General features: G+C 60.9%; 23 protein-coding genes. 8 read left to right on the top strand and 15 right to left on the bottom strand.

Annotation, left to right across the window (positions count from 1 at the left end):
* Window positions 1–2 precede the first annotated feature (2 nt).
* The 7 genes from ACI2KA_RS20050 to ACI2KA_RS20020 form a co-directional block, all read right to left on the bottom strand.
* Window positions 3–947 carry an acyl-CoA dehydrogenase family protein gene (locus ACI2KA_RS20050; RefSeq protein ID WP_404504217.1) on the bottom strand — a complete coding sequence of 315 codons (945 nt, stop codon included), beginning with the start codon at window positions 945–947 and terminating at the stop codon, window positions 3–5.
* 49 nt (window positions 948–996) lie between these two features.
* A complete protein-coding gene (locus tag ACI2KA_RS20045) occupies window positions 997–1,542 on the bottom strand; it encodes a flavin reductase family protein (RefSeq protein ID WP_404504216.1) in 546 nt (181 codons plus the stop codon).
* 184 nt (window positions 1,543–1,726) lie between these two features.
* Window positions 1,727–2,896 (bottom strand): FMNH2-dependent alkanesulfonate monooxygenase, encoded by a 1,170-nt coding sequence (gene ssuD, locus ACI2KA_RS20040; RefSeq protein ID WP_404504215.1) that lies wholly within the window; start codon window positions 2,894–2,896, stop codon window positions 1,727–1,729.
* A 170-nt stretch (window positions 2,897–3,066) separates the two neighbouring features.
* Complete coding sequence (locus ACI2KA_RS20035) at window positions 3,067–3,264, bottom strand: hypothetical protein (protein WP_404504214.1); 198 nt, start codon at window positions 3,262–3,264, stop codon at window positions 3,067–3,069.
* 210 nt (window positions 3,265–3,474) lie between these two features.
* Entirely contained in the window at window positions 3,475–4,656 is a 1,182-nt protein-coding gene (locus tag ACI2KA_RS20030) for a YeeE/YedE family protein (RefSeq protein WP_404504213.1), read from the bottom strand.
* A 77-nt stretch (window positions 4,657–4,733) separates the two neighbouring features.
* The gene (locus ACI2KA_RS20025) at window positions 4,734–5,663 is read right to left on the bottom strand and encodes a sulfurtransferase (protein ID WP_404504212.1); all 930 of its coding nucleotides are present in this window, start codon (window positions 5,661–5,663) and stop codon (window positions 4,734–4,736) included.
* A gap of 234 nt (window positions 5,664–5,897) precedes the next feature.
* Entirely contained in the window at window positions 5,898–6,521 is a 624-nt protein-coding gene (locus tag ACI2KA_RS20020) for an alpha/beta hydrolase (protein WP_404504211.1), read from the bottom strand.
* Window positions 6,522–6,920: 399 nt separating this feature from the next.
* Here ACI2KA_RS20020 and ACI2KA_RS20015 point away from each other — a divergent pair, with 399 nt between their 5' ends.
* A complete protein-coding gene (locus ACI2KA_RS20015; RefSeq protein WP_404504210.1) occupies window positions 6,921–7,991 on the top strand; it encodes an LLM class flavin-dependent oxidoreductase in 1,071 nt (356 codons plus the stop codon).
* A 56-nt stretch (window positions 7,992–8,047) separates the two neighbouring features.
* On the opposite strand, the gene ACI2KA_RS20010 is transcribed toward ACI2KA_RS20015, so the two are convergent.
* The 3 genes from ACI2KA_RS20010 to ACI2KA_RS20000 all read right to left on the bottom strand — a co-directional run bounded on the left by ACI2KA_RS20010 (window position 8,048) and on the right by ACI2KA_RS20000 (window position 11,926).
* Window positions 8,048–9,226, bottom strand: coding sequence for an acyl-CoA dehydrogenase family protein (locus tag ACI2KA_RS20010; protein WP_404504209.1), 1,179 nt, complete (start codon window positions 9,224–9,226; stop codon window positions 8,048–8,050).
* Window positions 9,223–10,254 (bottom strand): ABC transporter substrate-binding protein, encoded by a 1,032-nt coding sequence (locus tag ACI2KA_RS20005; protein WP_404504208.1) that lies wholly within the window; start codon window positions 10,252–10,254, stop codon window positions 9,223–9,225. Before ACI2KA_RS20005 ends, ACI2KA_RS20010 begins: the two co-directional genes overlap by 4 nt.
* A gap of 64 nt (window positions 10,255–10,318) precedes the next feature.
* A complete protein-coding gene (locus tag ACI2KA_RS20000) occupies window positions 10,319–11,926 on the bottom strand; it encodes an ABC transporter substrate-binding protein (RefSeq protein WP_404504207.1) in 1,608 nt (535 codons plus the stop codon).
* Between the two features lie 270 nt (window positions 11,927–12,196).
* Here ACI2KA_RS20000 and ACI2KA_RS19995 point away from each other — a divergent pair, with 270 nt between their 5' ends.
* From ACI2KA_RS19995 to ACI2KA_RS19965, 7 genes are all read left to right on the top strand, one after another.
* The gene (locus ACI2KA_RS19995; protein ID WP_065117478.1) at window positions 12,197–13,186 is read left to right on the top strand and encodes an ABC transporter permease; all 990 of its coding nucleotides are present in this window, start codon (window positions 12,197–12,199) and stop codon (window positions 13,184–13,186) included.
* The gene (locus ACI2KA_RS19990; RefSeq protein ID WP_404504206.1) at window positions 13,183–14,178 is read left to right on the top strand and encodes an ABC transporter permease; all 996 of its coding nucleotides are present in this window, start codon (window positions 13,183–13,185) and stop codon (window positions 14,176–14,178) included. The genes ACI2KA_RS19995 and ACI2KA_RS19990 overlap by 4 nt, the downstream gene beginning before the upstream one ends.
* Window positions 14,175–15,173: an ABC transporter ATP-binding protein gene (locus tag ACI2KA_RS19985; protein WP_404504205.1), complete on the top strand. Its 999-nt coding sequence runs from the start codon at window positions 14,175–14,177 to the stop codon at window positions 15,171–15,173. Before ACI2KA_RS19990 ends, ACI2KA_RS19985 begins: the two co-directional genes overlap by 4 nt.
* Window positions 15,151–16,086, top strand: coding sequence for an ABC transporter ATP-binding protein (locus tag ACI2KA_RS19980; protein ID WP_404504203.1), 936 nt, complete (start codon window positions 15,151–15,153; stop codon window positions 16,084–16,086). Before ACI2KA_RS19985 ends, ACI2KA_RS19980 begins: the two co-directional genes overlap by 23 nt.
* Before the next feature lie 18 nt (window positions 16,087–16,104).
* Window positions 16,105–17,160, top strand: a complete 1,056-nt coding sequence (locus ACI2KA_RS19975; protein ID WP_404504202.1) for an aldo/keto reductase — start codon at window positions 16,105–16,107, stop codon at window positions 17,158–17,160.
* A 69-nt stretch (window positions 17,161–17,229) separates the two neighbouring features.
* Window positions 17,230–18,468 (top strand): acyl-CoA dehydrogenase family protein, encoded by a 1,239-nt coding sequence (locus ACI2KA_RS19970; RefSeq protein ID WP_404504201.1) that lies wholly within the window; start codon window positions 17,230–17,232, stop codon window positions 18,466–18,468.
* Window positions 18,469–18,505: 37 nt separating this feature from the next.
* A complete protein-coding gene (locus tag ACI2KA_RS19965) occupies window positions 18,506–19,477 on the top strand; it encodes a LysR substrate-binding domain-containing protein (RefSeq protein ID WP_404504200.1) in 972 nt (323 codons plus the stop codon).
* A 16-nt stretch (window positions 19,478–19,493) separates the two neighbouring features.
* Here the strand turns inward: ACI2KA_RS19965 and ACI2KA_RS19960 are convergent, their stop codons facing one another.
* The 5 genes from ACI2KA_RS19960 to ACI2KA_RS19940 all read right to left on the bottom strand — a co-directional run bounded on the left by ACI2KA_RS19960 (window position 19,494) and on the right by ACI2KA_RS19940 (window position 26,141).
* Entirely contained in the window at window positions 19,494–20,846 is a 1,353-nt protein-coding gene (locus ACI2KA_RS19960) for an LLM class flavin-dependent oxidoreductase (protein WP_404504199.1), read from the bottom strand.
* A gap of 52 nt (window positions 20,847–20,898) precedes the next feature.
* On the bottom strand, window positions 20,899–22,494 hold the full coding sequence (locus ACI2KA_RS19955) for an ABC transporter substrate-binding protein (RefSeq protein WP_404504198.1): 1,596 nt from the start codon (window positions 22,492–22,494) through the stop codon (window positions 20,899–20,901).
* 39 nt (window positions 22,495–22,533) lie between these two features.
* On the bottom strand, window positions 22,534–22,884 hold the full coding sequence (locus ACI2KA_RS19950; RefSeq protein WP_404504197.1) for a DUF3088 domain-containing protein: 351 nt from the start codon (window positions 22,882–22,884) through the stop codon (window positions 22,534–22,536).
* Between the two features lie 436 nt (window positions 22,885–23,320).
* On the bottom strand, window positions 23,321–24,907 hold the full coding sequence (locus ACI2KA_RS19945; protein WP_404504196.1) for an ABC transporter substrate-binding protein: 1,587 nt from the start codon (window positions 24,905–24,907) through the stop codon (window positions 23,321–23,323).
* A 34-nt stretch (window positions 24,908–24,941) separates the two neighbouring features.
* Window positions 24,942–26,141: a M20 aminoacylase family protein gene (locus tag ACI2KA_RS19940; RefSeq protein ID WP_404504195.1), complete on the bottom strand. Its 1,200-nt coding sequence runs from the start codon at window positions 26,139–26,141 to the stop codon at window positions 24,942–24,944.
* Between the last annotated feature and the right edge of the window lie 19 nt (window positions 26,142–26,160).

Here is a 26,160-nt window from a genome sequence, read left to right as displayed (position 1 = left end):
GATCATTGCCGGCGCAGATCGTCGCCTAGGGATGCAATCAGTCCCGATTCGCTGACGCCGTCGATCAGGCCGAGACGCGCCATCAGAATTTCAAGCGTGATGGCATTGTTGCGAACCGAGCGAAAGGTGACATTTTCCGCGCCCACCTGCGCCGCGTCGATGTGGGCCGCGAGGCTGGATATCTGCGCCTTCAGCAGTTCGGTGGCGAGAAATATTTCCCCTATGACGGGACGCACCGCGCCTTCGTCGGCCAATCTGTCGATCAGCAGTGATGAAAGCTCACGCTGTTTTGTCCCGAGAGCCACCGCAGCTTTCAGCAGCGTGGACAGGGAGGCCGCCAGATTTCCCGCGCCCTGGGCAAGGAACACCACCTGGTCGGCACGCAACAGGCCCTCCCATGAGGTGTTCGGACGGTTGCGCAGAATGATGAGCAAGGGCTGTCCGGCCGTATTGACGCCCGGCGCGACGATCCAGTCCGCGTCGGCCCTGACCGATCGCGCAATTTCATCGGGAAGCCGCAACGCGTAGTCGTCGTCGGTCACCAGAACCGCGCGATCGAGATCGGCGTCGGACGAGGCCAGCGCAAAGGTCTCACCGAGATCAAGACGGGCGAAGAGGGCCTTGCGCTGCTCTTCGCTACCCGCATTTCGGATAAGTTCAAGCGCGGTGAAATGCTCCGCGAGATCATGCGCCGCGCCCGCATCGGCTGCGGCGATGATGGAAAGCGCCTGCGACAGCACATCATTGGTGATATCCGCCCCGCCCAGTTCGTTCGGAACCGAAAGAGCAAGAAGGCCGGACCGGGCAATCCGCGCATGGATCTGCCCCGCGCTTTCCACCCCGCATTTTTCAGCAATCGCCCGGGCAACGGTCAGCACATCACCATCCGCGCCAAGCCGTGGAGGAACGAAACGAAGCCTTTCGCCGAGTGGCGTGACAGATCCCATGCTCAACTCCCTCAAAGATGTTCCGGTGAAAGCGCCGGTGGACCGCCGCTCAGTCCAGCGAATGATAACGCCCGTTCTGATAGACCAGCGAATGGCCGGAACCGATACGGATCGCTTCGACCTTGCCAATGACGATCACGTGGCTGTGGCGCTCGATCGCCTCTTCAATGGTGCAGTCGATCGCCGCAACGGCATCTTCGAGAATGGGTGCGCCGCTCGCCAGCCGGGTCCATTCCGCCCCGCGATACCGATCCGAACCCTTCAGGCCGCCGATGCCGGCAAACTGATTGGCGATGAATTGATGGTTCGCTCCGATGATGTTGACCGCCAGATGGCCGAAACGCTGCACCACAGGCCATGTGGACGAGGAACGGTTGAGCGCCACCAGAATTCTTGGCGGATCGACAGAAAGCGCGGTGGCGGACGTCACCGTTGCACCCGTGCGCGCATCTCCCTCCCCCGCCGTGATCACGCTGACGCCGCCACCCAGGGTTCTGAGCGCCGCCTTCAGGCTATCGGCATCCGCCGCCCTGCCCGAAACCGGATCGCGGAGATTGATGAATTGTTGATCCTTGGCTGCATATTGCAATGTCATCGGTGGCTCCTGAAAACGGCTGAATTGTTCAATAGCTAGCAGCAGCGGCGGGATGTGAAATAGGCATCGTTTTTCGTAATGCTTATATTCTATAGAAATAATGTTTTATGTGGCTTTCATCGATCTCGACCCGCCGCGAGCTTGCCGAAACGACAGAAGACACAAACCGTCCTGCCTCCGTGGATCAGGATCCGGACACCAGCTTGACGTTGCCGCCGTGACCGCCGCCGCCGAAAACCTGTTTGGCGCCGAACGAGGAGCGGATCTGATTGCGCGGCCCGTCGAGGCCGATTTCCGGGAACAGCAACTCGGAAAGGCGATAGGCTTCCTCCAGATGCGGATAACCCGACGCAATGACGGTATCGATGCCCAGAGCCTGATATTCCCGCAGCCGCGCCGCTACCGTTTTCGGCGAACCGACCAGAGCCGTGCCGGCGCCGGAACGGACGAGCCCGATGCCCGCCCACAAATTGGGCGACACTTCCAGCTTGTCACGCCGGCCATTGTGCAGGGCCTGCATCCTGGCCTGGCCGACGGAATCCGACGCCTTGGAGAAGACCTCCTGAGCCGAGGCGATGGTTTCATCCGAAAGCTTCGAAATCAGCCGGTCGGCGTCGGCCCAGGCTTCCTCGTCGGTTTCACGCACGATGAAATGCAGGCGGATGCCGAAGGTGACATCCCGGCCCTTTTTTGCAGCGGCGGCGCGCACCTTGGCGATTTTTTCCGCCACCTGCGCCGGCGGCTCGCCCCAGGTAAGATATTTGTCGGTGATACCAGCCGAAAATTCGATGCCGGCATCGGAAGAGCCGCCGAAATAAATCGGTGGGCGCGGCTCCTGCACCGGCGGCAGACCAAGCCTGGCATCCCGCGCCGTGATATATTTGCCGTCGAGATTTCCCTTGCCGGTTTCGATCAGCGAATTGAACACCTGGAAAAACTCGTCCGCGTGGTCGTAACGCTCGTCATGGGGCAGGAAAATGCCGTCGCCGGCCAGCTCCTGCGCGCTGCCGCCAACCACGATGTTGAGCAGCAGCCGTCCGTGGGAAACGCGATCCAGCGTGGAAGCAAGACGCGCATAATAGGCGGGTGACGCAACACCCGGACGGATGGCGACGAGGAATTTCAGCTTTTCGGTATAGGCCGCAAGATTGGCCGCGAGAATGAACGATTCCTCACAGGCGACGCCGGTCGGAATAAGCACGCCGGAATAACCCAGCCGATCCGCCGCCTGTGCGATTTCCCGGAAATATCCGGGATCGGCAGGACGCGACAGATCGTCGGAGCCAAGATAGCTGCCATCGCCTGAGGAGGGTATGAACCACAGGAAATCGAGTGGCTTATCGAGTGTGGTCATCGGCAGGTCCTTTACAATCCGCCCATAGGGCAAATGCAGCTTGAGAATAAGAGGGTAGTCAATTCGCCGGCGCGTTTAAGAAATTTTGTTCCAATTTCCAGCCGGCGAAGAGAGTTTCTCTCCGGGCGGAGCGGCACGGCGGAGGAAGACGGTGTTTTCTGCACCGGCGGTTAGAAAACCGGATAAAGGCCGAGCATGGCGAAGTTCATTTCACAGATCTCTTCCCGCTCGAGGTCGAGATCGCTTTTTTCATGCCTGACACGCCCGGAATGATCCAGGGGATGAAGATTGCCCGCTTCATCCTCACGCGGCGGGCGACGGGTGAAACGGAACAGATCAGCAGTAAATGCATGAAGTCCCTGCGGCATGTGCGCCTCCTTTGGTCAACTCCCTCTATCCTCCGGTGGCAAGCCAAAATGGTCAATATTTTCCATAAAATTACTATTCTATAATTGGCCGATGGCCGGCAAATGTGGACTAAGGTTAGGGTTAGCGGGAAAAATTCCATTTCCGGCGGCTCAGAACCGGGTTGTCACGCAGGCCGTGACGCGATGGCGGCGAATTTCAGGGGCGAGCCTTCACGGCCAGGCGAAGCGACGCTTGAAAAACAGTCCGGCAAAAGCGCCAAGGCCACAGAAAACCAGGAACACCCAGCCCGACAGAGCACCGGCATGAATACCCGACAACAGGACGCCAACGGTGCAGCCAAGCGCGGTCATTCCGCCCCAGCCCATCAGCACGCCGCCGGCAAAACGCGTCGCCAGCCCGCCGGCGGAAGGCCATGACGGCTGGAATTTTCCAGCCGAAAGAGCGGCGGCAAAACTCGCAAAGATCAGCCCCAGGACAAAAACGCCGTTCGCCGACAGGATCGTGGTTTTGACAGCGCTGATACATCCCCGCACCGTATCGAGGCCCGCAAGCGTTTCCGGCACCCATGCGGCGGATGCGCCAGCAGTCCTGACGATACTGCCGAGTTCGGCCGTGACCCCAAGCGGCGCCACGCGGAAATAGGAAAAGGCGCTGATCGCCGCGACGAGAATGCCGGTTATGACGGGTGGCCAGCGTTCGACAAAAACGCGGACCAACGCCTGCCGCAGATGGCCTGCCGGAACGGCAGCCGCGGCAGCCGGACCTTTCTTGTCGAAAAAAAGCACGGCAAGGATCAGGACCGCCAAGATGACGCAGGCAAGCAGCAGGGCGGTGCCGTATCCCAGATAATGCGGCAGCCAGATCGGCAAGTCGTTGAAAATGGTGAACGTGTAAAGAAAATTCCAGCTGAGGAATGCCAGCAGAAAACCAAGCGCCGCGCCGGCGATGGCAAGCAAGGATCCGAAAGCACCCTCACCCAGCCGGTAAAAATGCCCCGACAGGCAGGAGCCGGAAAACGCCGCCCCCAGCCCGAATATCGTCGATGCCAGCGCCAGAACCCAGCCGACCGGGCCGATATGGGCATTGGGCGGCAGGCGGCCGGGCTGCGGAACCGGCATCCACGCCATGGTGACGATCTGGTAAAACACCACGCCGGCAAAGAGCGCCACGAGAATTGCGAGAACGCCGTCCGAACGCCTGTGGTCGACGAAATCGCGAAAATTGCAGAGAAAACAGAAGCGTCCGCGCTGCATCACGATGCCGAAAGCGGCACCGGCCAGAAGGGAAAAAGCAAGCTGCCTGCCATTTTCGAGCACTCCCAGCCGAGAGGCAACGATAATCAGGCCGCAAAAAATGGCGAAAGCCGCAAGGCGGCGCAGGGTCGAACGCATGAAATACCGGACATGTCAGGAGAAAACGCCGGCGCGCCGCCCTGGCACGCCGGCTGCACGGACAAAGAGCCCGCAGCTTATTTGCCTGTCCAGACCGTGCCGGTCGGATTGCTGATCGGAACGCCGACCGCATTTCCGTATTCGGTCCAGGAGCCGTCATAGTTGCGGACGTCATAACCGAGTATCTTCTTCAACGCGAACCAGGTATGGCTGGAGCGCTCGCCGATGCGGCAATAGGTGATAACCGGCGTGGAACCGTCGATGCCCTTTTCCGCATAGATGGCCTTGATCTCGTCCACGGATTTGAAGGTCCCGTCCTTGTTGACAATGGTTCCCCACGGCACATTGACGGCGCCGGGAATGTGGCCGGCGCGGACGGAAAGCTCCTTGACGCCATCGGGCGCAAAAATCTTGCCGGAATATTCATCCGCCGAACGAATATCGACCAGCTTGATATTGTGCTTGCCCTCGGCCACGGCGACCACATCCACGAAGCGCGCCCGGACCGACGTGTCCGGCTCATTGAGCTTCAGCTTCGTTTCGGCCGTTACCGGTGCGGAAGTATCGAAAGGCAGGCCCTGCGCTTCCCACAACTTGCGGCCGCCATCCAGCAGCTTTACCCGGTCACCAAGACCGTAGGTCTCGAAAATCCACGCGCCCCAAGCGGCAAACCAGTTATTGTTGTCGCCATAAAGAACAATCGTCGTATCGTCGCCCACACCGGCTTTCTGCAGCAGGGCCTGGAAATTTTCCCGCGCGGCAATGTCGCGCTTTTCCTTGTCGACGAGATCCGTATGCCAGTTGAGGTTCACCGCGCCGGGAATATGGCCGCGCTCGTAAACACCCGTGTCGACGCTGACCTCAAAGACGCGCACCTTCGGATTGTCGAGATTTTCCTTCAGCCAACCGGCCGTCACCAGCGCTTCCGATGCGCCGGCCGCTGACAGCGACAGCGTGGACAGCAGCAATCCGCCAAGAGCCGACACTGCAAACTTGATCCTGGACATTCCCTTACCCCTTCCTGATTTGATGACCGATGAAGGGTGGCAACAAAAACGTCCAAAGCGAAGAAACGCTTTTTCATATTTTCTGTAGAAAATAAATACAGTCACTCAAAAACAATCAAAAGGTGAGATTCTAAATTTCTGTCGTCAAAAATGGCCATAAAGCTCCTATTGGTTGCATATGTGCCCGATCCAAGAACGGATCATGTGAAACGCTGTCACGCACGGATTAGACCATCATAAAGCGCCGGCATCGCCCTGGAGGGAGACGCCACGCACCACCGGCAACCCGCGCATTCGCGTTCTGGTCTGCACCAACGCAGAGCCGGCTGCCGCGCGCAGGCGCGCCAGAAGGGCATATCCCTCTGGCCACGGGCCGAAACCGGAGGCGATGTTGATATGGCCGACCGAACCGAGATTGACGAGATCACTTCCCCAGCTGGCGGCGGTGGCGGCCAATTCCTCCGGGGTCATATAGGGGTCGTTCATGCTGCCCACGACGAGGCTGGGAAAAGCAAGCGGCGCCCGCGGAAAGGCGCCAAACCGAACGATACAGGGATGCATCGCCTCCACCCGGTCGAGATGGGCTGGCGCAACAAGCAGCGCGCCCCTGATTTTGGCGGCGAGCGGCCGCGACGCCATGTTTGCGACCAGTAGGCAACCCAGACTGTGAGCGACGAGATAGGCACGGTCGGTCGCGGCAAGAGCCGTTTCGAGACGACCGAGCCAATCCTCGAGAACCGGGCAGCGCCAATCGTCCTGATCGACCAGCTGCGCGGCAGGATCATCCCGCAGCCAATGCCGCTGCCAGTGCCCCTCATCCGAACCGTTGAGACCGGGGACAATCAAGGTGGTACACATGCCTGCTCCGTGGTTTGCGGCGGTCTTTGGCAAGCATGATGAATTTCGCGATTCCAGTCGACTATCGACTTTCTCACCTGTTCGGACATCAGGAAAAATCGATCTATACAATCCGCATCATAGAGAAAACGCGTCCATAATCCTGCAAGTCAGCCCTGAAGGAGTAGAATCGTATGCTCAAATTATTTCTATGGAAAATATGTGCAAAATAGCTGGCCCCGACGCAAAGCTTTTCCGCTGACTAGGAGCAAAAGAGACGTCGCTGCTTGGCCGGGCCACCGCCTGTTTGCCATTCTCGCACCAGCAGAAGGCCGCGCCTCAGCAATCTGAAGATTGGCGATATCCGAAGGTTGGCAGGGCCGCTTCACCGCAGCACAAACGAAAATTCAGGCGGATAATGTGAGCAGCACGAGTGAATTTCTCTGGTATATCCCGAATGACGTCAAACCCGGCCATCGTGGCGATGCCGTCAGCGACAATCACAACAGCCTTGATACATTGACCCGTCACGCGACGGCGCTGGAGAATCATGGCTGGAAGGGCGCGCTGCTCGGCACCGGCTGGGGCAGACCCGATACATTCACGGTCGCGACAGCCCTTGCGGCGCGCACCACCACATTCGAACCGCTGATCGCCATCCGCCCCGGCTATTGGAAGCCGGCCAACCTCGCCTCGGCCGCCGCCACGCTCGATCAGCTTTCCGGTGGCCGGGTGCGGATCAACATCGTCTCCGGCAGGGACGAGCTTGCCGCCTATGGCGACGAGGAAGGCGATCAGGCACAGCGTTATGCACGCACCAGGGAGTTCATGCGACTGGTGCGGCGGCTCTGGACGGAAGAAAACGTCACCTTCGACGGCGATCATTTCCGGGTAAGGAATTCCACTGTCCTGCCGCGTATCGCCGCACGCGACGGCCGGCCGCATCCCAGGCTTTATTTCGGCGGCGCGTCCGAGGCGGCCGAACAGGTCGCCGCAACCGAGGCCGATGTGCAGCTCTTCTGGGGCGAACCGCTTGCCGGCGTTCGCGAGAGGATCGAACGGCTCAGGCATTTCAGCCGGACGCTCGGCCGCGACCTGCCGCCGCTGCAATTCGGCCTGCGCATCACCACGCTGGTGCGTGAAACGACGGCAGAAGCATGGCGCGATGCGGAAGCGAAGGTCGCCGAGATGGCCGCCAACAGTGGCGTGCGCTGGAACGACCATCTTCAGGCAGTTGCGGTCGGTCAGCGCCGCCTGCTGGATCTGCACAGGCAAAGCGATGTGCTGGACGACAATCTTTATACCGCACCCGGCAAATTCGGCGGCGGCGGCGCGGCGACGACGTGGCTTGTGGGTTCGGCGCAGGATGTTGCCGCATCACTGCGCAAATATCGCGCGCTCGGCATCACCCATTTCGTGCTTTCCGACACGCCCTATCTCTCGGAGATAGAGCGGCAGGGCGACAGGCTGTTGCCTTTGCTGCGGGATTGAAGCGGAGCCGATGCCGGACGATCTTGCCAAGGCAAGGCGCCCGGCGTCTTCATCGATCAGCCGCCCGCCGCCTTGATGCTCTGACGACCGAGAATTGTGCGGATCATGTGGCTTTGCGGCGCATGCGCCCTTGCCGTAACGGCGTCGCGGTGATGGCGTTCGAGATTATAGTCCCGGCGCAGGCCGCGATTGCCGCCAAGCTCCAGCGCCAGATCGGTCACCGCCACGGCATTGTCGATTACCACATGGCGCACGGCGAGCGCATCTGTGCCCAGTTTTTCCCCCGCATCGGCGTCGCGGGCGACGGAAAGAAGCAGACGCCGGTTCGTCGCAAGCAGCACCTCGATCTGACCGAGACCTTCCTGAATGCGCGGGATGGAGGAGAGCGGCGCTCCGAGGCTTACCGGCACATGGCCGGTCAGATGGCGCAACAGATCGTCGCGGGCCGAAAGCGCGACACCGTGATAGACCGACGCCAGAAGCACGAAGAAATTATAGCCGTCGGCCTCGTCGCGCCGCAGCGGCTCGTCCGCCGGCTGTTCGGCGACGATATCCTCGAGCGGCACCCTCACATCCTCCAGCACCAGATCGTGGCTGGCGGTGGCATACATGCCGGTCGCCTCCCATGCCTTTTCCTGGACTATGCCCGGCGCATCCAGCGGCACCAGAAGCTGGATGAGGCGCGGCGTCTCTTCCGTTGTCAAGGCCAGCACGATCGCCCATTTCAGACCCGGCAGGCCGGTGACGAAACTCTTGCGGCCATTGACCACCCAGACATCGCCCTCGATCCGCGCCGTGGTTTCCGGCAGTCCGCCATGGGCGGGTGACCCGACACCCGGCTCCGCCTGCGCATTGTTCAGAAGCGCCGGCTCCCTGTTATTGGCCGCCAGCACCTTTGCGGCGAGGGCGGCCGGCCACCCGCCGCGCCGGATCGCGGCGTGAACGCTGTAATGCATGGCAAGGATGAGAGCGGTGGACGGATCGCCCTTGGCAATCGCCGCAATGACGGCATGCGCCGTCTCCATGCCCTCGCCCCAGCCGCCATCCTTTTCTGCCGTTACGAGACCGAGCAGGCCCGACCTGAAAAGCGCTTCGAAATTGCCGGCGGCGAATTCGCCGCTTTTGTCATGGTCCGCCGCCGTCAGGGCAAAATCTTCGGCCAGCGCAGCTGCAACGGCGACCGGGCTGGATGGCTGTTCCGGCCGGCGCGGAACGGCGGAAAGTGCAACGCTCATGCCACCGCCCTTTCGCTTGCCGTTACGAAACGGTCGTCAATCCACGCTGCAAGATCGAAGTCGTTTTCCAGAAAGCCCCATTGGTGCAGGAAATCCTTGTAATGGCCGACAGCCGCCACAAGGTCGGCATCAAGGCCAAGACCGAGATGGCGGTGAACCTCCGGCCCGTTGGCGGCCAGAACCTGCTCTTCCGTCGCGCCGGCCTCCCGCGCAATGAAACGGCGGGTCTCTTCCGGATGCTGCTCCGCCCAGAGCGACGCCGTGCCGATGGCGGCGACGAGCCGCTCCACCAGATCGGGGCGCTCGTCGGCAAGCCGGCCATCAACCGTCAGCACCCGCGGCGAACCGGAATTGATGCGTATCTTCGGATCGGCATGGAAACCGAACTCCACCACCTGCACGGCCCCGATCAGGTTTGCGGCGGCGATGCCGGCCGTTCCCTTGACAAAAATCGCGTCGACCTCGCCCCGCAGCAGCGCGATGATTTCCTCGCCGAAGGATTGCCGGCGCTTGAGGCCGAACAACGACGGCCCTTCCTGCGAGGCCAACACCGAATCCGCGATGACGATATCCTTGAGCTCGACATCCCCGACCGTCAGCCCTTCAAGCGAAAGCGCCGAGACGATACCCTTCAACGCGGTTGCCCGCATGAAATCGACGATGCCTTCCGGGCGGCGCGGCACACCGAAACGGCGTCCGGCAAGATCGGCGACGGAGCGGATGCCGGTTTGCGGCAGGGTGATGATGGCCTGAAACTCATCCGTCCATGTAATGCCGATAAGACGTGTATTGCGCCCCTCCGAGCGGGCGCGGATGGGCGGCACATTGCCGCCGTGGCGGAAGGACCATTCCAGCGTGTGGTTGAAATGGCTCTGGCGAACGGAGCGATCCGGCGAATCGATGATGGATTTCAGCGTTATGCCGACCTCCTCGAAGGTTTTTCCGAGATAACCGAGCTGCGCCGCCAGCCCCACCGGTGTGGGGACCGGGCAGCGTGTGTACCAGATTTCAGAAAGTGTCGTGCTCATGGCTTTGGCCTCGATGAAAGGGAAAGGTCCCGGCCCCGCAAGAGGGCCGGGTCTGGCGAGACGGTCAGGATGCGGCGATATGCGCGAAGGCGAGGCTTCCCGCGACACCTTCGGCACCGATGGTGTGATCCGAAATACGCTTGTTGAAGATGGTGATCTCAGGCGCTGCGACGATGTCGATGGCCGGCACGTCGTCCACCAGTATCTGCTGTATTTCCTTCCACTGCGCGACGCGCTTGTCCGGATCGATCTCGATGGCGGCGGCTTCGAGAAGCGCATCCACCTTCGGATTGCTGTAGGCGGCGCCGTTGGAGAAGGGCACGCCCTTCTTGAAGTTCTTCGACCAGTAAAGCCGCTGCACGCCGACGGTCGGATCGAACAGATTGCTCATGCCCTCATAGGCAAAATCGAAATCGCGATCCGTGTAGATGCGCTTGGTATAGGTGGCGAAGTCCTGGGTCCGCACCGTCACATCCACGCCGACCTTCGCCAGCGCCTGGCGAATATAGTCCGCGCCGCGCGGATAGGCCTCGGTGCTCGGCACGTAGTCGAGATTGAGCTTGAAACGGATGCCATCCGCGCCGCGCTTGTATCCGGCCTCATCCAGCAGCGCTTCCGCCGTCTTCAGATCGATCGGATAGGTCTTCAGATCCTCGACGAACCATTTCGTCAGCTTCGGATTGATGGGGCCGGTGATGGTTGCGCCATAACCGTAATTGACCGTATTGAAGATGACGTTGCGGTCGATCACATGCGCGAAGGCGCGCCGGACGCGCACATCCTTGAACACGTCCTTTTCAAGATTGAACTCCACGCGGCTGATCGAATTCGAATATTGATAGCCGTTGGTCTCGAAGCCGAGGCCCGGCAGTTCCTTCAGCCGGTCGAGATCGCTATAGGCGACCGGCGTGCTGGGCGCGAGGTCGATCTCCCCGGTTTCGATGGCGATGGCGCGCGCCGAGGCATCCGGAATGAAACGGACGATGAGCTTGTCGAGATAGGGGCGCGGCGCATCCCAATAATCGGCATTGCGCTCGAAAACGATATGGCTGCCGCGCACCCATTCCTTGAACCTGAACGGGCCGGTGCCGATGGGGGCGAGATTGACCGGATTTTCGGTGACTTTCGTGCCCTCATAGAGGTGTTTGGGCACAATCGGCGTTTCGGCGGCGGCAAGCGCCGTGATCAGATAGGGCGCGGGTTTGGAAAGAACCAGAACCGCTGTCAGCTCGTCCGGCGTCTCGACGGCCGTGAGATTGAGGAAGGTATTGCGGCCGCGCGGATGCACTTCCTTGATGGTGTTGATGGAAAACGCCACATCGGCGGATGTGAAGGGCTTGCCGTCATGCCACTTCACGCCGGGCCTCAGCTTGAAGGTATAACGAAGACCATCCGCGCTCACGTCCCATGATTTGGCCAGCAGCGGCTTGGGATTGAGATCGAAATCATAGGTCAGCAGCCCTTCGGTGACCTTGGGCGATATATAGACGGAATTATAGGCCGTATGTGCGATCGTCGTCAGCACCGGCGGCTCCGACGAGATCAGCAGCGTGGCGGTGCCGCCGCGCGCCGGCTCTGCCGCCTGGAGCTTCAGCCCCGGCAGCGACACCACTCCAAGCGCCACCGACGCCAGCAGAAATCCACGCCGTGTCGTCTGGTTGAAAACAGTCATGCAATACCCTCTCCTTGATTGAACCGGCGAAAAACCGGCAAAACTGAACGGCGACGCCTAGAAAGAAGTTTGTTCCGCCAGAGAGAATGAGATTGGCATGAGGAACCAACCATTCTCAAAAATAGGAATTATCTTTTCTTTATGGCGCTTTATTTCGTAAATTTCAGAAAATAATTCTATTACTCTTTGACAAATTCCATAAAATTAGTCAACTAATACCAGCGCCTTCACCGGCCGATTTCACAATTTCACGCTGACGGACTGGAGCCGATGTCGAATTCGAAAAGGATTTTATCGCAGGCAAGACGAGTGGCCATCCAGGCCATTCCGACGGTTCTTGGCATTGTCATCCTGAACTTTTTTCTGCTGCAACTGGCGCCCGGCGATGCCGCCGATGTGCTGGCCGCGGAAGCGGGTTCGGCGACTGTCGAGACCATGGCGGAAATCCGCTCCCGCTTCGGACTGGATTTGCCGGTTCTGCATCAGCTGATGAACTATCTCGGCAATCTGGCCCAGTTCAGCCTTGGTTTTTCGCCGCGATACGGCATGCCGGTGGCAGACCTTATCGGCCAGCGCCTGCCCGGCACGCTTGCGCTGATGGGTGCAGCCCTTGGTATCGCGATCTTCGTCGGTGTGTTCCTCGGCTCCATCATGGCGCTCTTCTCCGGCAAGCTGCCGGACCGGATCATTTCGATTGGCTCACTGATCTTTTATTCCGTACCGGGTTTCTGGATCGGCCTGATGCTGATCCTGACCTTTTCCGTCAAGCTCGGCTGGCTTCCGTCCGGCGGTGACAGCACCATCGGCAGCAGCCTTACCGGTTTTTCAGCCTTTCTCGACAGGCTGCGCTACATCGTGCTCCCTGCCCTGTCGCTGGCGCTCTATTTTCTGGCCATTTATGCCCGCCTTACCCGCGCGGCGATGCTGGAAGTGAAATCCCAGGACTATGTGCGCACGGCGCGTGCCAAGGGCGTTTCGCCGATCAGGCTCACCACACGCCACATCCTGCGCAACGCCCTCATCCCCATCACCACCATGGCCGGCATGCATATTGGCGGCCTGCTCGGCGGCGCCGTTGTGGTTGAAACCGTCTTCAGCTGGCCAGGCCTTGGCCGCCTCGCCTTCGAAGCCGTCATGGCGCGGGATTTCAGCGTGCTGCTCGGCATTCTGCTTCTCTCCTCACTCGTCGTCATCATCGTCAATGCGGCCGTAGACCTGTTGCAGGCATGGCTTGACCCCCGCATCGGAGAAAGCCGATGAATTCCTCCCACACGACAGCGGTTCTCAACACGGCCGAACTTGGCGCTGAAGAGACCAATCCCAAACCGAAAAAGCCGGAAGAAAAGGCCTGGCCTTATATTCATGCGCCGGATGCGCTTTCGGCCCGCTCCGTCTCCGTGCCGCGACGTGGACTGCGGCGCGAACTGAAAATCTTCCTCACCAATCCCAATGCCATCGTCGGGTTGCTGTTTCTCGCCACCGTCATCGTCACCGCACTGATCGCCCCGTTGATCTATCCCGGCGATCCCCTGGAAATGGTGGCCCGCCCGTTCCTGTGGCCGGGCCAGAACGCGGCCTATCCGCTCGGAACCGATTCCATGGGCCGGGATGTTCTGGCCGGCATCGTGCATGGCGCGCGCATCTCGCTCACCGTCGGTGTCGTGGCAACGCTGATCGGCCTCACCATCGGCATCGCGGTTGGCGCCTTCGCCGGTTATTTTGGTGGCGTCATTGATGATATCCTCGTCAAGCTGATCGAAATCTTCCAGACCTTGCCGAATTTCGTGCTCTTGGTGGTGCTCGTCGCCATCGCCCAGCCGTCTGTCACCACGGTCACGTCAGCCATCGGCATCATCACCTGGCCGCTCGTTGCGCGTCTTACCCGTGCGGAATTCCGCGCCATCCGCGAAAAGGACTATGTGCTCGCCGCGCGTAGCCTCGGTTATGGCCATGCCCGCATCATTTTTCAGGAAATCCTGCCGAATGCGCTGCCACCGATCATCGTCACCTCATCCGTCATGGTGGCGGGAGCGATCCTCATGGAAGCAGCGCTGTCCTTCATGGGGCTTGGCGATCCCAACCGTGTCTCCTGGGGTTCGATGATCGGTTCCGGCCGTGATGTCATCCGCACGGCCTGGTATCTGACCGCCCTTCCCGGCCTTGCCATTGTCTTCACCGTCATTTCGCTGAACCTCATCAGCGATGGCCTCAACGATGCGCTCAACCCCCGTTTTTCGGAGGAACGCCGATGAGCAAACTGATCGAAGTCCATGATCTCTCCGTCAGCTTCGGCTCAACCCAGCCGGTCAAAGGCGTCAGTTTCGATGTCAGCCCCGGCGAAATGCTGGCGATCGTCGGCGAAAGCGGCTCCGGTAAATCGCTGACGGCGCTTGGCCTGATCGGCCTTCTGCCCTCCCACGCCAAGACCGGCGGCCGGGTTCTGCTCGAGGGCCGCGATCTGCTGCCGCTTCCCGAGCGGCAATGGCGCGGCATTCGCGGCCGGGATATCGGCATGATCTTTCAGGAGCCGATGACCTCGCTCAACCCGGTGCTGACGGTCGGCGAACAGATTATCGAGGTGCTGCGCATCCATGAGAAGATCGACCGGCATCAGGCGCGCAAACGCGCCGTCGAGCTGCTGGACCTCGTCAACATTCCCGATGCCGGCCGCCGGGTGGATGATTATCCGCACCAGCTTTCCGGCGGCATGCGCCAGCGTGTGATGATCGCCATCGGCGTTGCCTGCAATCCGAAACTCCTGATCGCCGACGAGGCGACGACGGCACTTGACGTGACGATACAGGCGCAGATCCTGCAGCTGCTCGACAATCTGCGCCGCGATCTCAACATGGCGGTCATCCTCATTACCCATGATCTCGGCATCGTGGCACAATGGGCGGACCGGGTGATGGTCATGTATGCCGGCCGTAAAGTGGAGGAAGGGCTGCCGGAACCGGTTTTCTCCAACCCCTACCATCCCTATACGCGCGGCCTGCTTGCCGCTTCGCCGCGGGCGGAAGACGGCCAGCATTATCGCGACGGGCCGCTCATCGAAATTCCCGGCTCCATCGTTTCCGCCACGGGGGAACGCGGCTGCGCCTTCCGGCCGCGCTGTCCGAGCGCCCGCGGTTTTTGCGGGCAGTTCGTGCCGCCATTGAGGCAAATCTCGGAAGGCCGTCACGCCGCCTGCCCCTTCGTTTCTCCCACATCCCAGGAGGTCTCCGATGGCGCTCTTGTCAGTGCATAGTCTTTCCACACATTATGCGGGGGGACGCGGAACAGTCCGTGCCGTCGATGACGTCTCGCTCGATATCGAGGCGGGGGAAACGGTGGCGCTGGTGGGCGAATCCGGCTGCGGCAAGTCCTCGCTCGGCAAATCGCTGATGCGGCTGGTCGAACCGTCGTCCGGCAGGATCACCTTCAAGGGCGCCGACGTCACGGCAATGACGTCTTCCGAACTGCGCGGCATCCGCCGCCGCATCCAGATGATTTTTCAGGACCCCTTCGCCTCGCTCAATCCGCGCCAGACGGTGCGCACAATCCTCACCGGACCGCTGAAGGTGCATGGCATCGGCGACAAAGCGCGCCAGCGGGAGATTGTCGAAGCGATCGTCGCGCAGGTGGGCCTGCCGCCGGATTCGCTCGACCGTTATCCGCACGAATTTTCCGGCGGCCAGCGCCAGCGCATCGGCATTGCCCGTGCACTGGTTCTGGAACCGGAACTGGTGGTCTGCGACGAACCGGTTTCGGCGCTCGATCTTTCGATCCAGGCGCAGATCCTCAATCTTCTGGTGGAGATGAAGAAGCGGCTTTCGCTCTCCTATCTCTTCGTCTCGCACGATCTGTCGGTGGTGCGTTATTTCTCCGACCGCGTGCTGGTCATGTATCTCGGCAAGATCGTCGAAAGCGCGCCGACTGCAGAACTCTGGGCCGCGCCGAAACATCCCTATACCCGCGCGCTTCTGGCCGCCGTTCCGGATCCGGCCCGCCGCAAGCAGGCGGCACCGATTTCCGGCGATCTGCCGAGCCCGCACGATCCGCCATCCGGCTGCCGGTTTCACACCCGCTGCCCGCTCGCCACCGATCTCTGTCGCGAAAAAGCGCCGGATTACACCCTTTTCGGCAAGAACCACGCCGTGGCCTGCCACCATGCCCAATAAACTGAAGGAGCAACCATAATGGTCGACTATCGCTATCTCGGACGCAGCGCGCTGAAAGTGTCACCGCTGAGCCTCGGAACGATGATGTTCGGAGGCCCGACACCGGATGACGTGGCCTTCCGCATCATCGACAAGGCCCGCGAACAGGGCATCAACTTCATCGACACCGCCGATGTCTATCACGACGGCAAGTCGGAAGAGGTCGTTGGCCGCGGCATCAAGGCAACCCGCGATCACTGGGTTCTGGCGACAAAATTCGTCAATTCCCATACCAAGGGTCCGAACCTTGGCGGCCATTCGCGCAAATGGGTGATCGAGACCGTCGAAAATTCGCTGCGCCGCCTCAACACCGACTATATCGACATCCTCTATTTCCACCGCGCCGTCTTCGATGCGCCGCTGGAAGAGCCCGTGCGCGCCATTGCCGATCTCATCCGCGCCGGCAAGCTGCGCTATTTCGGCGTTTCGAATTTCCGTGGCTGGCGCATCGCCGAGATTTCGCATCTGGCCGACCAGCTCGGCATCGACCGGCCCGTTGCCAGCCAGCCGCTCTACAACATCGTCAACCGCACGGCGGAAGCCGAGCAGCTGCCGGCCGCCAATCACTATGGCCTCGGCGTCGTGTCCTATTCGCCGCTCGCACGCGGCGTGCTGACCGGCAAATACCAGCCGGGCGAACAGCCGGGCGCCGATACCCGCGTCGGCCGTGGCGACAAGCGCGTTCTGGAAACCGAATGGCGTCCGGAATCGGTTGAAATCGCCCAGAAGGTCGCCGCCCATGCCGCTTCGAAGGGCGTTTCCGCAGCGGATTTCGCACTCGCCTGGGTGCTGAACAACAAGTTCGTCACCGCCGCCATCACCGGCCCGCGCACCGAAGAGCACTGGGACGGATATATCCGCGCGCTGGATGTGAAGATCGATGCGGAGGATGAAGCGCTGGTCGACAGCCTCGTCACCACCGGCCATCCCTCCACGCCCGGTTTCAACGATCCGAGCCATCCCGTCGAAGGCCGCGTGCCGCGCAATCTCGAACCCGCAGCCCGCCCGGCGCTCAAGCCGCGCGCGGTCGCCTGATCGTCCAGACCAACATGCCTGCGGCGTTGCTGCGCCGCAGGCTCTCACATCCGCTCAGGGAAAACCGCAATGTCCAATCCGAAACTGCAGACGACCACCACCGACAATTCCGGCGTGCCGAGCCGGGACGAGATTCTGACCCGGGCAAAGGACATTGCGGTTATCGCGGCAAAGGACGCCGCCCGCCGCGAGCGCGAACGGGAACTGCCCTTCGACATTTTCGCCCTCATCAAGGAGGCGAAGATCGGCACATTGCGCGTTCCCGAAGCCAAGGGTGGACCGGGCGGCTCGATTTCCGATTATATCGAAGTCCTGATGATCCTCGGCGAAGCAGACAGCAATATTCCGCATGCGCTTCGCAGCCATTTCAATTTCACCGAGAACCTCGCTCTCGCCCCCATCGAGCTGGAGGACCGGCGGCATCTCGAACATGTTCTTGCCGGCAAGCTCTTTGCGGGCGCCAGCACCGAACAGGGAACGAAGCGTCCGGGTGAGATCACCACACGGCTCAGTGCCGATGGCGACCGCTACCGGCTGAACGGTCGCAAATGGTATGCGACCGGTACTGCCTTTGCCGATTTCGGCACCTTCAGCGCCATTGGTGACGACGAGCAGCCGATCGGCGTGCTCATTCCGCTCGACCGCCAGGGTATCACCATTCTCGACGACTGGGACAGCATGGGCCAGCGCATGACGGCAAGCGGTGGCGTCCTGCTCGAGAATGTCGAGGTGCTGCCGCATGAGCTGACAACCCGCAAGCTCGGCACCCAGATCGGCCGCCACAGCTCGGCCATGCGGCAGTTGCATCTCGCCGCATCTGCCGCCGGCGCGGTTCAGGGGGCGCTCAACGATGGTGTGGAGTATGTTCTGCGCCAGGCGCGCACCACGCTTCACAGCGCTGCGGAAACCGCCAACCAAGACCCCTTCGTGCAGAAGACGCTCGGTGAAATCAGCGCCGGCGCTTTCGCCGTCAAGACGCTCATCCGCGAAGCGGCCAGAACGCTCGACCGAACGGCTGCCGCCTTCGCGAATGGTGACGAAGAGGCCATTGAGGCAGCCCTGCTGGAAGGCTCGCTCGCCACCGCCCGCACCCAGATCATCGCCTCGCAGCTCTCGCTGACCGTCGCTACCAACCTCTATGAGCTCGGCGGCGGCTCGGCGACATCGAGCGACCGGAATTTCGACCGCCACTGGCGCAACATCCGCACTGTCTACAATCACAATCCGCTTGCCCATAAGGCGCGGGTGATTGGTGACTATTACCTCAATGGCACCACGACGCATCTCAGGGAAGGCCGGGTGTTCTGACCATGCGGAAGATGCAGGCGGCAAAGGAGGAACAGCAATGAGAACGGAGTTTGTCGCTCCCGCCGCGAGCCGGGCAGCTTTTCGCCTGCCCACACTTTCCAGGCTGCCGCCGCTGACCGCCTTGCGCGCCTTTGTGGTGGCCGCCCGCCATGCGAGCTTTTCGCGGGCGGCGGAGGAGCTGCATGTCTCCACCGCCGCCATCGGCCAGCAGGTCCGTATTCTCGAAACCCATCTCGGCCAGCCGCTTTTCAGCCGCCAGCGCGGTGAATTGCTGCTGACGGATGCCGGCAGCGCGCTTTATCCCGGCCTTGCCGATGCTTTCGAGACCATGATCGGCAGTCTTTCCGACCTAATGGTTTCGAATACCCGGCCGCAGTTGAAGGTTCTGGCGGAAGGTTGCTTTGCCGCCCGCTGGCTGGCGCCGCGGCTGGGCAGCATCGTTCCGGCCCTCGGAGACGTCGAGCTTTCGATCGAATCCATCGAGGGTGAAACCGTCGATCTCACCCATTTTGATGCCGATTGCGCCATCGTCGCCACCCACGCGCAAATTCCGGGCTTTCTTCACGAGCCGCTTTTCGCCGATACCGTTAGCGCTGTCTGCACTCCCGAGTTCGCAGCCCGCCATGAGCTTGCAGGCGAGCCCGCCCAATTGCGGGATCTCGGCTTTGCGATGTTGCGCGGCAATGGCCTGGACGCCGCCTTCGAATGGGCGAACTGGCTGCGCGCGTGCCGCATTCCGCTCCGGCTTTCGGCGACAGGCCCACGTTTTACGCGCCAGACGGCGCTGATAGAAGCAATCTTATCCGGCCATGGCATCGGCCTCGCGCGCCACTCGCTGATTTCGGAAGAGCTGAAAAACGGCCGCCTGATCGCCCCCTTTGGATCACCGCAGCCGACCGCAAGCCGTTACCACCTGCTGACCAGTCCTGACAGGCGGCGGCTGCCGGAGGTCGCATCTCTACTCGCTTTGTTGCGCGAGGATATACGCTCCCTCGAAGCCGCCGCCTGAACACGCCCGTCCCACCTCAGGCGCGTTCCCTTTGCAACTCTCTGGCCGCGTAGATATTGTCCGGCCGTGGCAGGCCATAATGGTCGCGCAGCGTATCGCCTTCGTAATCCTCACGGAACAGGCCACGCCGCTTCAGGATCGGCACCACCTCATCCACGAAGATATCGAACCCGCCATTCAGCCATGGCGGCATGATGTTGAAACCATCGGCTGCGCCTTCGCGGAACCAGGTCTCTATCCAGTCCGCCACCTGTTCCGGCGTTCCGGAAATCACCTTGTGGCCGCGCCCGCCGGCAAGCCGGTGCAACAATTGCCGGATCGTCGGGTTTTCCCGGTCTATGACATCGAGAACCAGCTGATGGCGGCTGCTATCCGCCTGTGCGCGTGTCGCTTCGACGGCCTCTATTGGCAGCGGCTGGTCAAGATCGGCCGATGACAGGTCTATGCCTGTCATGCGCTGCAATTGCCCGAGCGAAAATGCCGGCTGGATGAGATCGTTGAAGGAGGCCTCAAGTTTGCGCGCCTCCTCCTCGGTTGAGGCGATAAAGGGGCTGATGCCAGGCAGGATTCTAACATGGGCGGGATTGCGACCTGTGGCGGCAACACGTCTCTTGATGTCAGAATTAAAAGACCGCGCACTCTCCAGAGTCTGATGCGCGGTAAAGATTGCCTCAGCATAGTGAGCCGCAAAACCACGGCCCTCCTCCGAGGAGCCTGCCTGCACATAGACCGGCCGGCCCTGGGGTGAACGCGGCACGTTGAGCGCGCCCCGCACCCGATAAAATTCCCCATCGTGATTGGCGGGGTGGATGCGGTCTGTCTCGGCAAACAGACCGCTTTCCTTGTCGGCGACGATGGCATCGTCTTCCCAGCTGTCCCAGAGCTTCGTCACCACATCGACGAACTCGATGGCCTGACGGTAACGGTCGGCATGCGGCGGATGTTTCTGGAGATTGAAGTTACCGGCCGCAGCATCGGCCGAAGTCGTGACGATGTTCCAGCCAACCCGGCCACCGCTGATATGATCGACGGACGCAAACAGCCGCGCGAGATTATATGGCTCGTAATAGGTGGTAGAGGCCGTGGCGATGAAGCCGATCTTTTCGGTGACGGCGGCGAGCGCCGAAAGCATGGTGATCGGCTCCAGCCGGTGGCGGGCGGCATAGCGGATATTGGCATCCAGCACCGGCGCATCGGCAAAGAAGATGGCATCCAGTTTCGCCGCTTCGGCCTTGCGGGCGATATCCTGATAGAGCTTTATATCGGTGACGCGATGCGGTTCCGAATCCGGATGCCGCCAGGCCGCCTCATGATGTCCGCCCGGATAGATGAAGGCATTGAGAACCAGCTTTTCGGATTTTCTGCTCATGGAAATGACCTCTTATTCGCGCTGACACGATCCGGACCGATGGTAAGGAGGCTCACGCCTCCTTCGTCACCCAGGCCTTGGCGAGATTGCCACCGAGCCCCTCCGCGCCCGTGGCATAATCCTTGATGCGCACGCTGCCGACGACCGGCTGGATGGGAGAGACAAGATTGATGACGGGAAGATCCTTGGCGACAACGGCCTGAAACTCCTTGAAGAAGGCGGCGCGTTTCTCGATATCCGGCTCCACCGCCGCCGCTTCCAGCAGCCGGTCCACTTCCGGGTTGGCGTAATGGCTGGCATTGGAGAACGGCAGGCCGATCTTGAAGTTCTTGCTCCAGTAGACCCGCTGCACGCCTGCGGTCGGGTCGAAGGTGTTGGAAAGGGATTCCACCGAAAGATCCCAGGCGCGGTCGGTATAGACCACCTTCACATAGGTGGCGAAATCGAATTTCTGGATATCCGCCTCGATGCCGATCTTCGACAGCGCCTGCGCGATGAAATCCGAATAGGTCTGCGGATTGAACGGGTTGGTGGTGACGCGGAGCTTGAAGCGCTTGCCGCCGTCCTTGCGCGGGAAGCCCGCCTCATCCAGCAGTTTTTCCGCCTGCGCGACGTCGAACTTGGCAAAACCGATATCGGGGTTGTGGAATTTCGCAAGGCCGGGGCTGATCGGTGTCGGCGATGGCACGGCATAACCATAAAGCACGGTATCGATGAGTGCGGGAACATCGATGGCATGGGCGATGGCCTGCCTGACCTTCAATTCCCTAAGATATTCGTTCTCCAGATTGATCACCAGCTGGTTCTGCTGGCCGGCATAGGCATAGATGCGGTCATCCACCTTCAGTGTCGGGATGGATTTCAGCCGTTCCAAATCGGCAAGCGCGACCGGATTGGGGCCAATGTCCCCCTCCCCGGTTTCCAGCGCCGCCGCGCGGGCGCCGGCATCGTTGATAAGGCGGATGATGACGCGGTCGAGATAAGGGCGCGGCGCGTCCCAGTAATCGGCGTTTTTTTCCAGCAGGATGTGGCTGCCAGGCACCCATTCCTTCAGCACGAAGGGGCCGCTGCCGATGATCTGGGCGGGCTTGGGATTATCGGTCGGCTTGAAGGTCTCGAAAATGTGCTTCGGCACAACAGGTGATTCCGACGAGGCGAGCGCGGTGATCAGGCCCGGCGCCGGCTTGGAAAGTTTCACCTTCGCGACCAGCGGATCGGAGGTATCGACACTCTCGACATTCGCGAACGTTGCCCGGCCGCGCGGATGGGCCTCCTTCAGCCGCAGGATGGAAAATTCCACATCCGCCGACGTTACCGGTTTACCGTCATGGAATTTCGCATTCGGCTGCAGATGGAAGACATATTCCAGCCCGTCGGCCGAAACGCTCCATTCCTTGGCAAGGCTGGGCTTGGGCGAAAGCTCGTAATCATAGGTCAAAAGCCCGTCGTAAATCTTCGAGCCGATGAATTGCGGGCCGCCAGCGCTGGTGTTGATGGCGACGAGCTGGGTCGGCTCGGGAAAATAGACGATCTTGAGCGTGCCGCCCGAAACCGGCTCTTCGGCGGCGGCGAAAGAACCGCCCGGAAGCGCCACGAATGCGCCGGCGGCAAGTGCAATCTTGTGAAACTGGCGTCTGGAAATGGTCATGTCTGTCTCCGAAAAAAAGATATGCGGGCGCGCGGCAGATCAATGCAGCTGCGGGAACCCGTGGCGCTCGGCGAGGATCTGCAAAATGCGTTTGGTGTCCTGAAGGAAGCGCGTACCGCCCTGGCTTGCCGCATCGGCAGGTGCGTCGCCGGCAAAGACGAACAGCGGCAGCGACTGGTTTTCCTCCCCGACGGCGGCGATGACCGCCGCACGCGGGCGCTGAAAACCGACGCGGTGAACATCGATACCGGCGGCAAGGTCCGGAAAGGCGGCAAGCAGGCCTTCGATCTGGTTGCAATGCGGGCAGACGAAGCGGACACCGGGGTGCTTTGGGTCCTCAAAACCGGGGGCGATCAAAAAAAGCGTATCCTTGGCCATGGCATCCATCATGTGCGGGTGAGATTTCCAGCTCACAGTGCAGGCGGCCAAAGCGTCGGTCCAGAAAGCAATTCTTGTTTTGCAACGAAGAATTACTTTGCGCTAAATTGTTGATGAAAATGATTTTTTCAAAATTTTTACTGGTGACATTGCTGTTTCGGCCGACGTGTCTCATGCGCAAAGTTTTTCTCGAAAACGGGCGCGCCGCGCGAAGGTGCAAAAAGGATGAGGAGCGAAATTCGGCAATAAAAAACCCGGCAAAATTGCCGGGTCGATGTGGGTGACGAAGGTGGTGGGCCGCACCTCCGTCATACCGGGCCTGACCCGGTATCCAGCCACGGCACGCCTGCGCCGTGGGAAGAGTTCTTCCGGCCCGATGATACGGGCTGGCTGGACGCCGATCCCGTCCGGGGTGGCGGCGTGCGGATTACACCGCCTCGCCAAACATTCACTCGCTTTTCCAGGCCGTCGCCAGATCGCCATAGGCAATGTCGATGGTCGTCACGAGCGACTTCAGGCCGGTATTGCGCAGAATGACGGTCGGCAGGGCGACGATCGAAAAGTTCGGCAGGTCGTCGCCGACGATCTTCTGGATCTCGTGGAACTGCCCGGCCCGTTTCGATTCGTCCACTTCAATGGCCGCCGCACGGAAAAGATCGTCCACCTTGGGATTGTTGTAGTGGGCGGCGTTGACATAAGGAGCCGGGTTCTTGATGCCGTCGGACCAGTAAAGACGCTGCACGCCCGCCGTCGGATCGAACAGACGGCTGATGCCGTTCACCGTCAGGTCAAAGCCGCGCTCGGTGTAAACGCGCTTGATGAAGGTGGCGAGGTCGCCCTCGACGATATCAACCTTCACGCCGAGCTTGCCGAAGGAAGAGCGCAGATATTCGGCGGTCTTGCGGAAGACGTCGGACGGCAGGAAGGCGAGCCGCAGCGAAAAGCGCGTGCCGTCCCCGCCTTTCGGGTAACCGGCCTTGTCCAGCAATTCGTTCGCCTTCGCGAGGTCGAAGGGATAGGTGAAAGGCTTCTCGTCATTATAGGCCGTAAAGACGGCCGGTATGTTGGAACCGGCTGGTTTGGCCGTACCGAAGAAAATGGCGTCGTTGATGAAATCGCGGTCGATGGCATGGGCCAGCGCGTGCCGGACCTCCTTTTTCGCGAGTATTTCATTCTCCAGATTGAACTCGAACACGGCGGCATTGTTGAGATAAGCGTCGGTATAAACCTCCACCGCAAGTTTCGGATTTTGCCGCAAACGCTCGAGATCGCTGTAGGAAACATCGGCGGTATAATCCGCCTCGCCCGTTTCGACGGAAATGGTCGTGGAGGCGGCGTCGGCGACAAAACGCGCCACAAAACCGTCGAGATAGGGAAGATCGGCCTGCCAGTAATTCGGATTCTTCTTCAGCTTCACATAGCTGCCGCGCTTCCATTCCTCGAACACGAAGGGGCCGGTGCCGATCGGCGCGTTGCCGTTGGGGCTCTCGTTGTAATTTTCCGAAGCATAGGCGTGCGCCGGCAGGATGGGCGTTTCGCCGCCCGTCAGCGCCCGCAGAAGGTAAGGCGCCGGCTTGGAAAGCACCACCACGGCCGTCAGCGGGTCCGGCGTTTCGATATCGGCAATATTGGCGAAGGTGATACGCCCGCGCGGTCCGACTTTCTTGAAGGCCAGCAGCGAGAACTTGACGTCCTGCGCGGTAAAATCCTTGCCATCATGCCATTTGACGCCCTTGCGCAGCCTGAAGGTATGGCGCAGCCCATCTGCGGAGGTCTCCCAGCTTTCGGCCAGAACCGGATGCGGCTTGAACTCGCTGTCGAACCGCACCAGCCCCTCGAGGATTTTGGTGGAAATGGCACGGGTACGCGTATTGGAATCGGAAAGCGGCACCAGCGTCGTCGGCTCGCCGAGGCCGGCAAGAGTGACGATACCGCCCTTTTTCGGCGTCTCCGCCGCAACCGAAAATGACGGCAACAGGACGGTGCCGCCGAGGGCAGCGGCCAGAAGCAATGTCTTACGTCTTGTAATATCCATGGATGTTTCCTTTTTTGGCTTGTTCTTGAAATTTTCAGGCGGACTTCAGACGGGTTTCGACCAGCCGGGCGAACAAGGTGGCGCCAACCGGCAGAATGGCGTCGTCGACGATGAAACCGGGATTATGCGCAGGCACGGTGCCGGCGTGACCGAGCGTGAAAAACGCCCCCGGCGCATGTTTCAGGAGATCGGCGAAATCCTCGCTACCCATGAAGCGGCTGGGTTCGGTGGACACGCGCGCCTCGCCCAGCACCTCGCGCGCCACGCCGGCGACGATCTCCACCGATGCGTCATCATTGGTAAGAACCGAGAATATGTCGCGGATATCCACCTCGGCGCTGAGACCGTGGGCGGCGGCGATGTGATCGGAGATCGTGTGGATACGCTCCCGGATGGTTTCGCGCACGCTGTCGGAAAAGGCCCGCACCGTTCCGGCAATCGCGGCCGTTTCGGGAATGACATTATAGGCCGATCCCGCCTCGATACGGGTTATCGACAAGACGGCAGGATCGGTCGGCGGCACATTGCGGCTGACGATGGTCTGCAGCGCCTGGATGAGTTCACCCGTGGCCGGCACCGGGTCACGCGACACATCCGGATGGGCGGCATGGGCGCCCCGGCCCTTCAGCCGGATATCGAAAAAATCCGCCCCCGCCAGAATGGTGCCGGGCGAAACCTTCAGATGATTGGGCGCGGCATGGGAGGAATTGTGCAGCCCATAAATCTCGTCGACGGGAAAATCCTTGAACAGCCCGTCGGCGATCATGGCGCGCGCGCCGCCCAGCCCCTCCTCGGCCGGCTGGAAAATAAACACCACCGTACCGGCAAAATCGCGGGTTTCGGCCAGATAACGGGCGGTGCCCAGCAGGATGGTGGTGTGCACGTCATGCCCGCAGCCGTGGAACTTGCCGGGATAGACCGAAGCATAAGGCAAGCCGGTTTCCTCCGGCATCGGCAGGGCATCCATGTCGGCCCGTAGCCCGATCAAGCGATTGCCCGCATGGCGGCCGCGCAGCACGCCGACCACGCCGGTCTTGCCGTAACCGCGATGCACCTCGATGCCCCAGGAGGCGAGCTTTTCAGCAACGATGCCGGAAGTCCGCACTTCCTCAAAGCCGATTTCCGGATGCTGGTGCAGATCGTGGCGAATGGAAACGAGGTCGGGAACATAGGTTCCGATCCGGTCCAGGATTTTCGGTGCGGGCGTTTTGACGGGATCGACGGCGATATTCACGGTATCTCCTCAGGGCAAA

Origin of the sequence: Agrobacterium sp. NPDC089420 (assembly GCF_044900305.1) — a bacterium.
Classification (GTDB): Bacteria; Pseudomonadota; Alphaproteobacteria; order Rhizobiales; family Rhizobiaceae; genus Agrobacterium.
Note: the sequence above shows the minus strand (reverse complement) of the source record. Positions and strands in the feature narration are given on the sequence as shown.

Excerpts from the sequence above, each read along its gene's own strand:
- ACI2KA_RS20050 (WP_404504217.1), bottom strand. The coding sequence starts at position 947 with ATGGGATCTGTCACGCCACTCGGCGAAAGGCTTCGTTTCGTTCCTCCA.
- ACI2KA_RS20045 (WP_404504216.1), bottom strand. The coding sequence starts at position 1,542 with ATGACATTGCAATATGCAGCCAAGGATCAACAATTCATCAATCTCCGC.
- ssuD (WP_404504215.1), bottom strand. The coding sequence starts at position 2,896 with ATGACCACACTCGATAAGCCACTCGATTTCCTGTGGTTCATACCCTCC.
- ACI2KA_RS20035 (WP_404504214.1), bottom strand. The coding sequence starts at position 3,264 with ATGCCGCAGGGACTTCATGCATTTACTGCTGATCTGTTCCGTTTCACC.
- ACI2KA_RS20030 (WP_404504213.1), bottom strand. The coding sequence starts at position 4,656 with ATGCGTTCGACCCTGCGCCGCCTTGCGGCTTTCGCCATTTTTTGCGGC.
- ACI2KA_RS20025 (WP_404504212.1), bottom strand. The coding sequence starts at position 5,663 with ATGTCCAGGATCAAGTTTGCAGTGTCGGCTCTTGGCGGATTGCTGCTG.
- ACI2KA_RS20020 (WP_404504211.1), bottom strand. The coding sequence starts at position 6,521 with ATGTGTACCACCTTGATTGTCCCCGGTCTCAACGGTTCGGATGAGGGG.
- ACI2KA_RS20010 (WP_404504209.1), bottom strand. The coding sequence starts at position 9,226 with ATGAGCGTTGCACTTTCCGCCGTTCCGCGCCGGCCGGAACAGCCATCC.
- ACI2KA_RS20005 (WP_404504208.1), bottom strand. The coding sequence starts at position 10,254 with ATGAGCACGACACTTTCTGAAATCTGGTACACACGCTGCCCGGTCCCC.
- ACI2KA_RS20000 (WP_404504207.1), bottom strand. The coding sequence starts at position 11,926 with ATGACTGTTTTCAACCAGACGACACGGCGTGGATTTCTGCTGGCGTCG.
- ACI2KA_RS19995 (WP_065117478.1), top strand. The coding sequence starts at position 12,197 with ATGTCGAATTCGAAAAGGATTTTATCGCAGGCAAGACGAGTGGCCATC.
- ACI2KA_RS19990 (WP_404504206.1), top strand. The coding sequence starts at position 13,183 with ATGAATTCCTCCCACACGACAGCGGTTCTCAACACGGCCGAACTTGGC.
- ACI2KA_RS19985 (WP_404504205.1), top strand. The coding sequence starts at position 14,175 with ATGAGCAAACTGATCGAAGTCCATGATCTCTCCGTCAGCTTCGGCTCA.
- ACI2KA_RS19980 (WP_404504203.1), top strand. The coding sequence starts at position 15,151 with ATGGCGCTCTTGTCAGTGCATAGTCTTTCCACACATTATGCGGGGGGA.
- ACI2KA_RS19975 (WP_404504202.1), top strand. The coding sequence starts at position 16,105 with ATGGTCGACTATCGCTATCTCGGACGCAGCGCGCTGAAAGTGTCACCG.
- ACI2KA_RS19970 (WP_404504201.1), top strand. The coding sequence starts at position 17,230 with ATGTCCAATCCGAAACTGCAGACGACCACCACCGACAATTCCGGCGTG.
- ACI2KA_RS19965 (WP_404504200.1), top strand. The coding sequence starts at position 18,506 with ATGAGAACGGAGTTTGTCGCTCCCGCCGCGAGCCGGGCAGCTTTTCGC.
- ACI2KA_RS19960 (WP_404504199.1), bottom strand. The coding sequence starts at position 20,846 with ATGAGCAGAAAATCCGAAAAGCTGGTTCTCAATGCCTTCATCTATCCG.
- ACI2KA_RS19955 (WP_404504198.1), bottom strand. The coding sequence starts at position 22,494 with ATGACCATTTCCAGACGCCAGTTTCACAAGATTGCACTTGCCGCCGGC.
- ACI2KA_RS19950 (WP_404504197.1), bottom strand. The coding sequence starts at position 22,884 with ATGATGGATGCCATGGCCAAGGATACGCTTTTTTTGATCGCCCCCGGT.
- ACI2KA_RS19945 (WP_404504196.1), bottom strand. The coding sequence starts at position 24,907 with ATGGATATTACAAGACGTAAGACATTGCTTCTGGCCGCTGCCCTCGGC.